12 protein-coding genes are annotated in these 12,768 nt (G+C 71.3%); 9 read left to right on the forward strand and 3 right to left on the reverse strand.

Features of this window, described 5'->3' with window-relative positions:
- Positions 1 to 186: 186 nt before the first annotated feature.
- Positions 187 to 999, reverse strand: a complete 813-nt coding sequence (locus AB0A94_RS37960; RefSeq protein ID WP_361751504.1) for an AfsR/SARP family transcriptional regulator — start codon at positions 997 to 999, stop codon at positions 187 to 189.
- A gap of 1,593 nt (positions 1,000 to 2,592) precedes the next feature.
- Here AB0A94_RS37960 and AB0A94_RS37965 point away from each other — a divergent pair.
- Genes AB0A94_RS37965 through AB0A94_RS38000 form a run of 8 tightly spaced genes read left to right on the forward strand, consistent with a single transcriptional unit; the run spans position 2,593 to position 9,662 of the window.
- Entirely contained in the window at positions 2,593 to 3,843 is a 1,251-nt protein-coding gene (locus AB0A94_RS37965) for an ATP-grasp domain-containing protein (protein ID WP_361751506.1), read from the forward strand.
- A 19-nt stretch (positions 3,844 to 3,862) separates the two neighbouring features.
- Positions 3,863 to 4,129, forward strand: coding sequence for an acyl carrier protein (locus AB0A94_RS37970; protein ID WP_361751508.1), 267 nt, complete (start codon positions 3,863 to 3,865; stop codon positions 4,127 to 4,129).
- Positions 4,130 to 4,175: 46 nt separating this feature from the next.
- On the forward strand, positions 4,176 to 5,549 hold the full coding sequence (locus AB0A94_RS37975) for an aminotransferase class III-fold pyridoxal phosphate-dependent enzyme (RefSeq protein WP_361751510.1): 1,374 nt from the start codon (positions 4,176 to 4,178) through the stop codon (positions 5,547 to 5,549).
- On the forward strand, positions 5,546 to 6,013 hold the full coding sequence (locus tag AB0A94_RS37980) for a thioesterase family protein (protein ID WP_361751512.1): 468 nt from the start codon (positions 5,546 to 5,548) through the stop codon (positions 6,011 to 6,013). The genes AB0A94_RS37975 and AB0A94_RS37980 overlap by 4 nt, the downstream gene beginning before the upstream one ends.
- Before the next feature lie 37 nt (positions 6,014 to 6,050).
- Positions 6,051 to 6,503: a 3-hydroxyacyl-ACP dehydratase FabZ family protein gene (locus AB0A94_RS37985; RefSeq protein ID WP_361751514.1), complete on the forward strand. Its 453-nt coding sequence runs from the start codon at positions 6,051 to 6,053 to the stop codon at positions 6,501 to 6,503.
- 59 nt (positions 6,504 to 6,562) lie between these two features.
- Positions 6,563 to 7,684, forward strand: coding sequence for a beta-ketoacyl synthase N-terminal-like domain-containing protein (locus tag AB0A94_RS37990; RefSeq protein WP_361751526.1), 1,122 nt, complete (start codon positions 6,563 to 6,565; stop codon positions 7,682 to 7,684).
- Complete coding sequence (locus AB0A94_RS37995; protein ID WP_361751516.1) at positions 7,681 to 8,274, forward strand: coronafacic acid synthetase; 594 nt, start codon at positions 7,681 to 7,683, stop codon at positions 8,272 to 8,274. Before AB0A94_RS37990 ends, AB0A94_RS37995 begins: the two co-directional genes overlap by 4 nt.
- A 5-nt stretch (positions 8,275 to 8,279) precedes the next feature.
- The gene (locus tag AB0A94_RS38000) at positions 8,280 to 9,662 is read left to right on the forward strand and encodes a class I adenylate-forming enzyme family protein (RefSeq protein WP_361751518.1); all 1,383 of its coding nucleotides are present in this window, start codon (positions 8,280 to 8,282) and stop codon (positions 9,660 to 9,662) included.
- A gap of 237 nt (positions 9,663 to 9,899) precedes the next feature.
- On the opposite strand, the gene AB0A94_RS38005 is transcribed toward AB0A94_RS38000, so the two are convergent.
- Both AB0A94_RS38005 and AB0A94_RS38010 read right to left on the reverse strand, forming a co-directional pair.
- Positions 9,900 to 10,499 (reverse strand): NAD(P)H-dependent oxidoreductase, encoded by a 600-nt coding sequence (locus tag AB0A94_RS38005; protein WP_361751520.1) that lies wholly within the window; start codon positions 10,497 to 10,499, stop codon positions 9,900 to 9,902.
- A 113-nt stretch (positions 10,500 to 10,612) separates the two neighbouring features.
- Positions 10,613 to 11,449, reverse strand: coding sequence for an NAD(P)H-binding protein (locus AB0A94_RS38010; RefSeq protein ID WP_361751522.1), 837 nt, complete (start codon positions 11,447 to 11,449; stop codon positions 10,613 to 10,615).
- A gap of 90 nt (positions 11,450 to 11,539) precedes the next feature.
- Between AB0A94_RS38010 and AB0A94_RS38015 the strand changes: the two genes are divergently transcribed.
- A complete protein-coding gene (locus AB0A94_RS38015) occupies positions 11,540 to 12,502 on the forward strand; it encodes an AraC family transcriptional regulator (protein ID WP_361751524.1) in 963 nt (320 codons plus the stop codon).
- The last annotated feature ends 266 nt before the right edge of the window (positions 12,503 to 12,768 follow it).

The following is a 12,768-nucleotide window of genomic DNA, read 5'->3' on the forward strand; positions in this document are numbered from 1 at the left end:
GTGACCCGCCCGCGGTGACCCGCCCGCGGTGACCCGCCCGCGGTGACCCGCCCGCGGTGACCCGCCCGCGGTGACCCGCCCGCGGGAGGCCCCGCGACCGGCCGCTGCGGCGGGCCCCGTACCGCTCGCCGCGGTGGCCGCGGCGAGCGGTACGGGGAGCCCTCTGCGTTCTTTGCGCGTCCGGCGTCAGGTCCCCACCGGCGACCGGTGCGAGCTGAGGCGCGAGGCGACGGCGCTGGAGATGGCCCGCTTGGCCCGGCCGACGTCGTCGGACCGCACGATGTCGTGCACCTTCATCAGGTCGCCACCGGGCTCCACGCCGAGCCTGTCCGAGAACGTCCGGCAGGCGCTGCCGAAAACCCGCAGCGCCTGGGCGCGGTGGCGAGACAGGAGGAACGCCAGCATCAGTTGCTGGTGCAGGATCTCGTTAAGCGGGTTCCGCGGGACCTGCTGCGTGAGGAAGCCGATCGCCTCGTGGTACAGACCGGCGCTGAGCTGCGCCCACGCGGTGAGCTCCACGCACTCGGTGCGCGACTGCTGCAGCCAGGAATCGAACGAGCTGAGGATCGGTCCCGAGTACACGCCCCCCGCCAGGCTGCCCCGGTGCAGGGTCAGGGCCTTGCGCCATGCCCTCGCCGCCCCTTCGTGGTCGCCGTTGGCCATGCTGAGATGGCCGTCAGCCCGGTACCGGCCGAACAGCTGCACGTCCAGCTGCTGGCCGCGGACGAGCATGGTGTAGCCGGGGAACTGGCTGTCGACGGCCCCGGTCCCGATCTGGTCCCTCAGCTTGGAGATGTAGACGTAGATGGCGTCCCGCGCCCGCCGCGGCGGCTGGTGCCACACCTCGCCGATCAACTCCTCGACGCTGACCACGCGGCCGCTCCGGACGAGCAGGGTGGTCAGGATCACCGACAGGTTCCGCGAGCGGATCGCGTGGGGGCGGCCGTCGATGACGAGCCGGGGCGGACCGAGGATCTCGAAGCGCAAGTCGGGGGTCATGGTTCATGCTCCTCAGGGATCGACGCGGGACCGGGGGTGCGTTCCGGCAGGAGGTCTCTCCGGGTCCTCGCCGTGTCGTCGCGGTGGCGCGGGGGCCCGTCGGCTCCCTGCCGAGTGGTACCGATCGGGACGTGCGTACCCACCGAGGACGAGCACGTGGGGGAATCTCGATCCTGCGGGAGTGGAAAGCCACGTGCCGGCGTGCTCCGGGGATTCAGCGCCGACACCGCTATTACTCCGACGGGTCGTGTGCCCGTCGTTTTCCTCACTGAACTTATTCATGCCCTCGCTCCTTCGTGCGGCGCTCCTCAGGAGAGGTTGCCCTCCAGCGGGAAGATCGCTTCAGGGGGCTGCTAGTGCAGGCGCCGGGCCGAACTGATCCGTGGTTCTTTCCGTACCGGTGAAGGCGGCCGTTCCCCGTGCTTCGGGGATGGCGGGCGACGGAGCACGGGGAAGGACCGCTGCCCATGAGTCTCCCCACCGGTCGGCCGCACATGGCGCGTCGAACATCTTGTGGCGCTTCCGGGCCGGTTTCCGCACATGCCTCTACGCCCGTGCGGAAGCGCCGGTGAAGGCCCCGGGCGTGCCACCGTCGCCGAGGACGGCCGGCGGACGGACCGGGCCGACCGCGGACCTGGGGGACCGGCTCCGCCCCGCCGCTCGGACCAGCGGGGACCGGTCGTCCGGCCACGTCCGTGGGCCCGGCGTACCTGGTCCGTGCGCATGCCGCGCGCGTCCTCGCGCACGTGGTGGAAGGCGAGGGAATCCGTGACGCCGACCCTGCCGGGCGACGGCGGGACGAGGGCATCGGCCCGTACGAACTCCACCGGTACGCCCGGCGGTCGTGCCCACCCCCCGAACCATGTCCCGCGCGGTACGGGAGAGGTACGGGCCGGTCACGCGCGTGCCCGGTAGGGCCAGGAGGACGGAGTCGGCATCGGGCCACGCAGCCGAGGCCGACGAGGCGGTCACCCCGCTCGGTCCCCCGTCGGCGGCCGGCCCGGTCGCCCCGCTCCCCGGTGAGGCGGCGGACCAGGACGGCTGCACCAGCGGTCCGTCCGGGCGGGTGATGGAGAACCTGTCGACCCAACGGTCGGTGAACGCCGTCATTCGCCACTCCCCTCATGCCTTCGCTTCCGCGGCACACGGCGTCGCGCTGAATTCCTGAAGTCTTCACGACGCGTCTTGTGGCCGTCTCGTCCGTCGGCTTGTCCAACACCTTGTCCGCCGCCTTGTCCAACCCCTTTCAGGATTCCCGCGGCCAGCCGACGGGCGTTTATGCGACCGGCTTATCCGAACGGCAACTGTCACGGGAACAAAGCCCCTCGCAAGAAGCCCGTAAGGAGTCGGACAAGTCCGTGGACAAGGCAGTCGCAAGGAGCGTGGTGGAGACTTCTGGGACTGGCATCGCGCACGGATCGATCACGCCGTACCGGCCATGGCGACGGAATCCGTTCTCCCGGACCGCCCTCCACCCCGTCGCCGTACATTCCTTCGAAGTGGGGAATCCCCGGCCGCACGCGACGTCATCGAGGCACATCCCACCGTGGAGACGGCCGGGCACCGTCCCGCCCTCGGCAAGGAGTTCGCGCTTTGAAGCTGCCTCCGTCTGAACCACCAGCGACGTCGTCCACCCTCCTCCTGGTCGGATCCGGTACCCACCTCCGTCAGGGGCACCTGCTGTCCCATCTGGCCGCAGCCGCCGACGTGGTCCTCCTCGACACCGCGGCACCGACCTGGCAGAAACCCTGGATCAAGGGCGCGGAGGTGTACGACCCCGAGGAAACACCGTTCCCCGTGGAGCAGGCCCGCCGGCTCTGCCGGGACCACGACGTGCAAGCCGTCGTCTCCTACAGCGAGTCGGAGATCATTCTGGCGGCCGAACTCGCCGAGGCGCTCGGCCTGCCCGGCCTGCCCGTCGAGGCGGCGCGGCTCAGCAGGGACAAGCACCGGCAGCGCGAGCTGCTCAACCGCACAGGCCTCTCACCCACCGCCTCCGTCCTCGTGCACGACGTCCAGGAGGGGCTGCGGGCAGCTGCCGACATCGGCTACCCCGTCGTGGTCAAGCCGCGAGGCCTGTCCGGAAGCCTCGGCGTCGGACGCGTCGCCGCCCCGGCGGACTTCACCCGGTTCTTCGAACTGGCCGCGAGCGTCGACAAGATGGGGCTGGCCAGCGACGGCTTCCTCGTCGAGGAGTGCGTGACGGGGACCGAGTTCCTGGTCGACGTCTGGAGCAGCGGGGGAACGGCCGAGGTCGTCTACTCCGGCCGGAAGTACATGGCGAATGACCCGTACCCGATCGACACCGGGCACATCATGGGGGAGGGCGCGCTCCCGGAAGCGGAGTACGCCGCCGGCCTCACCCTGGCCCGGGACGCCGTCCTGGCCGCGGGCATCGACCGCACGATCGCCAACCTGGACGTCGTGCTGACGCCCGACGGCCCCCGCGTCATGGAGATCAACGGGCGCCCCGCCGGGGACCTGGCCTCCGTGATCGCCCACCTCGGCACCGGACTGAGCGTCGGCGGCCTGCTGGCAGACGCGGCCCTCGGGCGCCCGCTGCGCGCCGAACCCGTGCCGAACCGTGCCGCCGGTATCAAGTTCCTCTACCCCGCCCGCCGGCAGCGCTTCGAAGGACTGGCCGAGGCACCGGAGCTGAGGGCGCAGCCGTGGCTCCACGAGGTGGGTGAACTCCCCGAACGGGGCTCCGTGGTGGAACCTCCGCCCGACGACTGCTTCGGCCGGGCCGGGTGGGTGATCGCGAAGGGCACCCACGCCGACCAGGTCCATGAACGCCTCACCGAGGCCGAACGCGCCCTGACCGTTCAAGGGCCCTATGTGTGACCGACGAAGGGAATGCGCGATGAACGAAACAGAGGCTGCCATCAGGTCGATCATCGTGAACGACCTGTTCTGCGAGATCCCCGAGTCCGAGATAGGAGTCGACGACGGCCTGCGGGACGTACTGGCACTCGACTCGCTCGGCTTCCTCGAACTGCGCGTCGCCTGCGAGCAGCAGTTCGGCATCGAGATCTCCGAGGACGACTTCAACCCCGAGCACTTCGCCAGCATCCGGTCCGTCTCCGAACTGGTCCACCGCCTGCGCCGGACCCGACTCGAGACGGCCTGAGCCCATGGCGTCCGCAGAGGACCTCCCGCGAAGCGAGCTGCCTGAGATGACTCACGAAAACGACAGCGGAACGACCGAGTCCTGGTTCGACCGCACGATGCACATGGACCAGTACGGAACGCGGCTCCCGTTCGGCAGCCTCGGTGCCAAGGGGCTGACCCACCGCTTCGTGGAGCTGAGCGGTGCCCACCGGGGGCGGGAGCTGGACGTCCTCGACGCGAGCGGCGGCTACGCCAGCGCGTGTCTGGGGGCCGGCTCGCCGGTGGTGAGCGCGGCCCTCGCCCGCGCCGTCGAGGAGGCGGGCTACGTCACCGACGAGATCCACTCGCGGGAACGTTCGAAACTCCTCGAATTCCTCTTCGGTGAGGGCGGGTTGTGGGCCGAGCGGTTCCCCGCCGACGAATACCACGTCGCCGGCCGCAACTCCGGGTCGGAGGGAATGGAGCTGGCGCTGCGGCTGGCGCTGGAGTCCCGCTTCGACCACCGCCGCCTGCGGCCGGCGGAAGGACGGGGACAACGGGACATCGTCCTCGCCTTCGAGGGGGCGTGGCACGGCTGGACCGGTGGGTTGCTCCCGCTGCTGAACAAGAGGCACTACCGGGTGGGACTGCCCTCCGTGGCGGCTGAACCGTACGGCTTCACCGTCCAGCACATCCCGTTCGGCCAGGTCGACGCGGCCCGCGAGTTCTTCGCACGTCACGGCGACCGCGTACTCGCGGTGGTGATCGAAGCCGTCCAGGGCGACGCCGGGATCATCGTGCCGCCCGCCGGGTATCTGCGCGAGGTCGCCCGGCTGTGCACCGGCAGCGGGGCCCTCCTCGTGGCGGACGAGGTCCTCACCTTCGCCAAGACGGGCCGGTTCTTCGCCATGTCCGACGAGCAGGGGCCGATCCCGACCGACGTGTCCGTGGTGGGCAAGAGCCTCGGCATGGGCGTGTTGTCCACGTCCATGGTCATCGCCCGCCGCGACCTGACCGTACGGGCCACCGGCGCCATCTCCACCTCGGACCTCCGCCCCCTCACCTGCGCCGTGATCCGGGCGGGCCTCGAGCACATCCAGGCCGAGGGGATGCTGGAGAGGTCACGGGACCTGGGTGAGCACCTGGCCAAGCGCCTGGACGAGGAACTCGTCACCGCCTACCCGGAGTTGTACACGGAGAGCCGGGGGTCCGGCGTCATGCACGGCGTCGAACTGACGCAACGCGCGGCCGACCGGTTGGGCGAGTTCCGCGAGGCCATGATCCGCAGCGGTGTGTTCGTCGAGTTCATGGGCGGCGCGGGCCGGCGTTCGGGCGGCCTCCGCTACGTCTTCCCGACCATGCGGGTCGCCCCTCCCCTCATCTCCACCGTCGCGGACGCGGACGCGGTCGTGGAGCGCCTCTCGGCCGGTTCCCGCCGCTTCCTCGGGACGTCCGCGTGACCGCCGCGGAAACCGTACCGGCAGCACCCGTGCCGAGGGAGTGGACGGAGGTCCGCCGACGCGTGGAGCACGTCGACACCGACGCGTCCGGCGTCGTGCACTTCTCCCGGTACGCCTCCTGGCTGGAGACCGCCGTACTGGAGAACCTGGACCGCCTTGGCGCCGGGCTCGGCGCCCTGGCCCGCGCGAACCTCGAACTGGCCGTCGTAGAACTGCGCATGAGCTACCACGCACCCGTCCGCTTCCTGGACCGCGTCCGCGTCAGGGCACGTGTCGAACGGGTCGGGCCCGCGCGCGTCCAGGTCTCCGGGGAGATCTCGCGGGAGGACCCCGGCGACGCGACGCGGTGCGCGTCCGGGAGCCTGCTGCTCGGCGCGGTGGACCTCTCGACCGGAGCACCCTCCCTGCTCCCCGAAAACGTCAGGACCACACTGAAGGAGTGCGCTGTCCGTGCAAAGCGTTGATTCCGACCGGACGACAGAGCCGGCGACGAAGCGGACCATGGGCTTCACGGAGCTCAAAAGCTGGCTCCGCCACCGCCATCCGATGGTGTACCTGGACCGGATCCTCGACTACGAACCCGGCGTCCGGCTCCGGAGCAGCCTGTCCGTCTCCGGCACCATGGACGTGATCGCGGGGCACTTCCCGGAGCGCGCCGTGTTCCCCGCCAGCCATCTGACCCAGGCGTTCGCCCAGTCGGGCATCATCCTCTACCAGCTCAGCACCTCCCGCCTCACCGACGACGAGATCACCCTGATCGGCTCGGTGAAGGCGCGCTTCACCCGCGTCGTGGTCCCGGGCGACCGCGTGGTCTTCGACGTGCGGAACGAGCGCCTCAGGGGCAACACGTTCAGCTTCTCCTGCAAGGCGACCGTGGACGACCGCCTCGTCGCGGCGTTCAAGGGCACGCTGGTGCGGTCCAAGGTCGCGGACTTGGGGGAGCAGTTGTGGTGACGTCCGGCCCGCGTCCGGAACCGGCGCCGACTCCCGCGCCGGCGGGGGAGGACGCGGACGTGTGGGTGACGGGCATGGGGTGGACGACGGCGCTCGGAAGCGGGCTGGAGGAGGTCTGGAACGCCCTGCTGGACGGCCGTACCGGCGTCGACGCGGTGCCCTCCGAGCACCGGTTGCGCAACGGCGACGCCGCGGTCGTCCGCGACCTTCCGCTGTCCATGCCCCCGGTCGAGCGCCAGCACCTCCTCACCCGCGACACCCTGGCCGCCGCGGTGCGCGACGCCGGACTCGATCCCACCGACGCGCGCCTCCTGCCCGTGCTGGGCACCAGTTACGGGCCGCACCTGGACACCGTGGACGTACCGGCCCTCGACCGCTGGGCCGCCGACGCCGTACGGGCACTCGGCACCGCGAGGGCCCCACTCTCGGTCACGACCGCCTGCTCCTCCGGCTCCGACAGCATCCTGGTCGGCGCGGAGCTGATCCGCAGCGGCGCGGAGGACCTCTGCGTCTGCGGGGGAGCGGACGTCCTCACCCCCGCCAAGAGACTCGGGCACTCGGCGCTCGGGACCATGTCGCCCACCTCGCTCCGCGCCTTCGACGCCGGCAACGACGGCACGATCCTGGGGGAGGGCGCGGCGTTCCTCGTCCTGGAGTCCGGCCGGTCGGCCCGTGCGCGCGGGGCCCGTGCGCACGGCTTCCTCGTCGGCACCGGCTCGGCCAACGACGCGGAGAGCCCCGCGGCCCCCGACGCGACCGGTGACAGCGTCGTACGGGCTGTCAGCAAGGCACTGCGCGGCGCCGCGCGCAGCCCGGCGGACGTGAACGTGGTCAACGCCCACGGCTCCGGCACTCCGGCGAACGACGCTGTCGAATCCGTCAGCTACACAAGACTGTTCCGGACGGACGGCCGGGCGCCGGACGCCCCCACGGTGTTCGCCACGAAGGGGGCGTTCGGCCACACCCTCGGGGCGACCGGTGCGATCGAGGCCGTCACCGTGCTCCTGGCCCTCCGCGACGGCACGGTGCCACCGGTCCACGGCCTCAGCACGCTCCGTCCCGACTTCCCACTGCCGGTGCCGAAAAGCCGCCCCGCCGCGTTCACCGGCCGGCTCGGGCTGAGCGTGACGCTCGGCTTCGGCGGCTTCAACACCTGCCTGGCCTTCGAAGGAGCACCATGAACACCTTCCCGGCCTCCGAGCCGTACGCCATCTGCCCGCCGGACACGGTGGACGTCGCCGTGATGGGCCACGGGGACGCCTCCCGCGAGGAGTTGACGGCTGTCCGCAGTCGCATCCCGTCCCTGTACGCCGACCCGCTGGCCTGGCTGGTGGCGGACGCGGTCGAACCCGCGTTGTCGGAGTGCGCCGCCGACGTCCTGGCCTGCCGCGAGGACGTCGCCGTCATCCTGGTGAGCGCGCACTGCACGCTGCACACCATGAACGCGGTGGCGCGTTCGCTTCCCGCCCCGCGCGTGTCCCCGCTGCGCTTCGCGGGGGCGAGCCCCGGCAGCGCGGGCAGCCTGCTCTGCCTGCTGTACGGCTTCAAGGGCTCGTCCCTGACGTTCTCGATGACGCCCGAGGACGGTCTGCCCGCCGCGCGCACGGTCGCCCGTTCCTGGCTGCGCTCCGGCTCCGCCCCCTACGTGGTGCTCTGTGCCCATCAGAGGCACGGGGAGAAAGGGCACTCGGTGTGCTGCGCCGTGCTGGCCCCCGCGGTCGGCGACGCGCACGCCGGGGATGTGGACCGCGCCGCGGCCGGCCGGAGGTGAGTGCCATGCCAACAGCCCTCCTTCCGGACGTGGACGTGATCGAAGCGTTCCTCGACAGCACGGTGGACGTGCACGGGAACGGCCCGCTCCGGCCCCTGGCCGCCGCGCTCGACGACCTCGCGGGGGCGGCCGTGGGCGAGGGGGAGCCCGTCCTGCTCGCCATGCCCAACGGCACGTCCCTCCTGACGGCCTTCTTCGCGGTGCTCCTCCACGGCGGTGTGCCCGTTCCGCTGGCGCCGGCGTCGAGTTCCACCCGCATCACCGAAGTGGCCCGCCGACTCGGCGCGAGTGCCCTGATCACGCCGAGAGCCGACGCCCGGCGCTACGGCGCGGCGCCCCCGCTCCCGTTCGGGGACGCCGACCTGCTGCTCCTGCCGTGGAGCGAACGGCGGCGCCACTCCCGCGGCGAGGTCATCCTGATGACTTCGGGCACCTCCGGCATCGCCAGCGGGTGCCTGCACTCCCTCGACTCGCTGCTGGAGAACGCGGCACGGCACGTGAACGCCGTCGGCCAGCGGGAGTCCGACACGGTGCTGGTCAACCTCCCGCTGCACTACTCGTACGCTCTCGTGGCACAGGCCCTCGCCGCGCTGGTCCGCGGCTCGCGCCTCGTCATCACGGGTCCGCCGTTCACCCCGCGGACCTATGTCGAGGCGCTGCGCACCCACCGGGTCGCCCTCTCGTCCCTGACCCCGGCCGCGGTCGCGCGGTTCCTCGAACACGGCCCCGCCCTGCCGGGCACGCTGCGCACCCTGACCGTCGGCGGGGACCGGCTGCCACCGGCCCATGTGCAGCGGTTGCTGGCATGCAGGACCGGGCTCGAGCTCTACCTCACGTACGGCCTCACCGAGGCCGGCCCGCGGGTCACCACCCTCGCGGCGCACCGCGAGCCGCCCCACCGGTACGCGTCCAGCGGCCTCCCGCTGGACGGGGTCCGTACGTGGCTGCGGCCGTCCGGTCTCGGCGACGGCTCCCAGGAACTCCTGGTGGAATCCAGCACGGTGCTCCGCCGCAGGGTGCCGGACGATCGGAGCAGCCCGCTGGTCGCACCGGAGACCATCGCCACCGGTGACCTCTTCACCATCGACGAGGACGGATACCACTACATCCAGGGCAGGCTCTCCGACTCCGTCGTCATCGAGGGCGAGAAGGTCTGGCTCCCCTCGGTCCGCGCCGCCGCCGAGGCCATCCCGGGCGTGCGCCGGTCCACGAGCCGGGTGTACGTGGAGGACGGCGAGCACCGCTACGACCTCGACGTGTACGTGGACCACCCGAGTCCGGCGCTGGCCGCGGACATCAAGCGGACCCTCCACCGCCTGCTGCTCCGCTACGAACGGCCGCACCGTCTCACCGTACGGCAGGCGCGATCCAACGACTGGTACAAGTGACCGCGTCCGGGGGGCGGTTCGGGCCCGGGGCACGGGCCCGAACCGGCCCCCGTGTGCGGGCGCACGTACGGCAGCTGCCGCGTGGCCGATTCGGGCGTCCCGGGTGCCGCCGTCGTCCGATGCATCCACTCCAAGGGGGCTGCCGTGCGTCTGCGCGCGTGCGATGCCGAACCGCAGCCGGCGTCCCTGACCGCACTGCCGCAGCATCTCACCGGTTAGAAGGGCGTCCGACCTGCCTCATTCCGCCTGGCGGGCATGGATGGCTTCGCTGATGGCCCGCACCGCACGGTCAACACCTCGCACGGTGGTCTCGGGGGAGAGCTGTTCGGATTCGTAGATGAACACTGTGGAGCCGCGCCGGCTACCGCAGTAGTCGACGATGCCGTGCTCGATCTGCGTCCGCAGTGCACTCTCGTATCCGTGGCGCTCGTACGCACCGGCGTCGTCGCCGGCGATGGGGAGAAGATGGGTGGTGAGGTTCTGCAGTTTCGGCCGCAGGCCCGAAGCGGGGGAGTGCTCGAAGGCCCAGCCGTTGACGAAGACACGGTCGATCCACCCCTTCAACAGTGCGGGCATCGACCACCAGTACACGGGGAAGATCAACACGAGATCGGTGGCACGCTCAAGACGACGGTGCTCAGCCATGACGTCAGCCGGATAGTTGCCGCCCTCGTGGTACGCCCGACGATCCGCCGGAGTGAACCGGGGGTCGAACCGCTCCTCGGACAGGTCGGCGATCTCGACCGAACCGGGTTGAAGAGCTGCCTCAAGTCTTCCCAGCACGTAATGCGTCAGGGACCGGGTGTCCGGGTTGGCGGCGACCAGCAGGGTATGCATCGATGGCTCCAGTTACGTGAAGAACGGACGTTGACAAGTGGTGTGGATGTGCAGGATGGCGCGCGGTGCTCCGCCTCCCGGAGTGCAGTACGCCAGGCCGGAACCCGCGGGACTCAGCACCGCCAGGCTTTTGCTGCCGTGGCCCGCAGGACGAAGTCCTCGAAGGTCCGCGGCGCGCGTCCCAGCACGGTGGCGACGTCGTCCGTCGTCCAGGCGGCGGTCCCGCGCTCAAGCAGCACGAACATTTCGGTGAGGTGCTGGGCCTCGTCCTCTTTCCAGCCCTCCTGAACCAACGTCGCGGTGTACTCGGCCGGGGAAATGCGTCGGTAGACGATGGGCAGCCCGGACGCCCTGGAGATCAGGTCGACTGCCTCCGCCCAGGTCAGCCCGCGCGGCCCGGTCAGCTCATAGACCCGACCGGCGTGCCGGCCGGGCTCGGTCAGCACCGCGGCCGCCACGTCGGCGACATCCTCGACGTCGATGAACGGCTCGGGGACCGCACCCGCCGGAAGCGCCAGCTCGCCGGCGGCCAGCGGGACGCGGAAGGGGTGCCCGTCGAAGTTCTGGGCGAAGTTCGAGGCGCGCAGGACGGTCCATTCCAGCGCCGAGCCGCGCACGGCGTCCTCGGCCGAGCGCATGTCCAGCCCGAACGGGGAGTCGCCCCAGTCGTCGGCGCCGTGACCGGAGAGCAGGACCAGGCGCCGCACACCGGCGGCCTCGGCCCGCGCCACGAAGTCGTGCACCGGACCGGGCACGGGCGGGGGCACCACGTAGGCGACGGTGACGCCCCGCAGGACCTGATCCCAGCCGGCGGGGTGGAACCAGTCGAACGGTGTCTGACTGGAACGGGAGGCGGCGCGCACGGGTGTGTCGCGCAGCCGCAACCGGGCGGCCACCCGCCGGCCGGTGTTGCCCGTCGCGCCGAGGACGAGAGTGATGTCGTTGCTCATGACAGCGAGTCAACGGCACGTACCCGGACGGTTCCATAGGTGACAAGCCAGATCACCTGGGTAATCGTCTGGATCGTTTAGCCTTGGCGGGTGGATGCTTTCGGCGACCTCCTGCGCGGATTGCGGGCCCAGGGCTCGTTGTTCGGCAGCTCGACCCTGACCCCGCCCTGGTCGCTGCACTTCGTGGACGGCGCGCCGCTGACCTTGTGCACCGTCCTCTCCGGAGGCGGCTGGATCGTGCCGGAGCGCCGCCCGCCCGAGCGTCTGGGCACCGGCGAGACAGTGATCGTGCGGGGCCCCGCGCCGTTCCTCTTCGTCGATGAGGTGGGCACCCGGGCCGAACCCGTCGCGTGCGGCGCGTTCTGCTCGACGCCCGAGCAGGGCGGGACCCGGTACCGGCTCGGCTGGCACGACGCCGGTACCGGCGGGGAGGACACGACGACCCTGGTCGTCGGTGCCTATCCGGTGCGCGGCGAGATCAGTCGCAGGCTGCTGGACGCGCTGCCCGTCGTACTGCGCGTGGGGTCCGGCGGCGGGCCCGACCCCGTGTGGGACCATCTCGCCGCCGAGGTCGCCGCCGACACGCCGGGCCAGCAGGTCGTCCTCGACCGGCTGCTGGACTGGATGCTGGTGTGCGCGCTGCGCGAGTACTTCGACCGGCCCGGCGGCACTCCGCCGGGCTGGTACTCCGCCGGGCGCGACCCGGTGGTGGGCGCCGCGCTGCGCCTGCTGCACGGGGAACCGGCAGCGCCGTGGACGGTTGCCTCGCTGGCCGGCCGGACCGGGGTGTCGCGGGCCACGCTGGCGAAACGGTTCACCGACCTGGTCGGCGAACCGCCGCTGACCTACCTCACCCACTGGCGCATGACGCTCGCGGCGGACCTGCTGACCGAGCGCGAGACGGTGACTGTCGCGGAGGTCGCCCGCGCCGTGGGCTACTCCGACGCGTTCGCGTTCAGCGCGGCGTTCAAACGGGTCCGCGGCATCAGCCCCAGCGCGTACCGGCGCACCGCAACGACCCCACCCCCGCAGTCGGCCGGCACACTCCCATGACGAGTCCCCAGGCGTCCGCCCCCACCTCCAGGGCCTCCCGCTGGTCAGCACGATAGAGGTGCAACCGGCTTCCGAGTCTTCACCCCCACCCAGATGAACAGCAGTTGCATCGACCGGGGCGCGTGTCGGGTTGCGATCAAGAAGTGGCCCGCGTGAGGTCTTTGATCCAGGTCATGGAGGCCCGGAGGTGGAGACCGGCGAGGTGGCTTTCCGGGGTCTTGTCGTACCGCGTGGCGATGCCTCGCCAGGCCTTGAGCTTGTTGATC

It is taken from the genome of Streptomyces sp. NPDC044984 (genome assembly GCF_040646935.1).
Taxonomy (GTDB): domain Bacteria; phylum Actinomycetota; class Actinomycetes; order Streptomycetales; family Streptomycetaceae; genus Streptomyces.

Bases quoted from the DNA above. Each gene is read 5' to 3' on its own strand.
- AB0A94_RS37960 (WP_361751504.1), bottom strand. From the start codon at position 999: ATGACCCCCGACTTGCGCTTCGAGATCCTCGGTCCGCCCCGGCTCGTC.
- AB0A94_RS37970 (WP_361751508.1), top strand. From the start codon at position 3,863: ATGAACGAAACAGAGGCTGCCATCAGGTCGATCATCGTGAACGACCTG.
- AB0A94_RS37975 (WP_361751510.1), top strand. From the start codon at position 4,176: ATGACTCACGAAAACGACAGCGGAACGACCGAGTCCTGGTTCGACCGC.
- AB0A94_RS37985 (WP_361751514.1), top strand. From the start codon at position 6,051: ATGGGCTTCACGGAGCTCAAAAGCTGGCTCCGCCACCGCCATCCGATG.
- AB0A94_RS37995 (WP_361751516.1), top strand. From the start codon at position 7,681: ATGAACACCTTCCCGGCCTCCGAGCCGTACGCCATCTGCCCGCCGGAC.
- AB0A94_RS38000 (WP_361751518.1), top strand. From the start codon at position 8,280: ATGCCAACAGCCCTCCTTCCGGACGTGGACGTGATCGAAGCGTTCCTC.
- AB0A94_RS38005 (WP_361751520.1), bottom strand. From the start codon at position 10,499: ATGCATACCCTGCTGGTCGCCGCCAACCCGGACACCCGGTCCCTGACG.
- AB0A94_RS38010 (WP_361751522.1), bottom strand. From the start codon at position 11,449: ATGAGCAACGACATCACTCTCGTCCTCGGCGCGACGGGCAACACCGGC.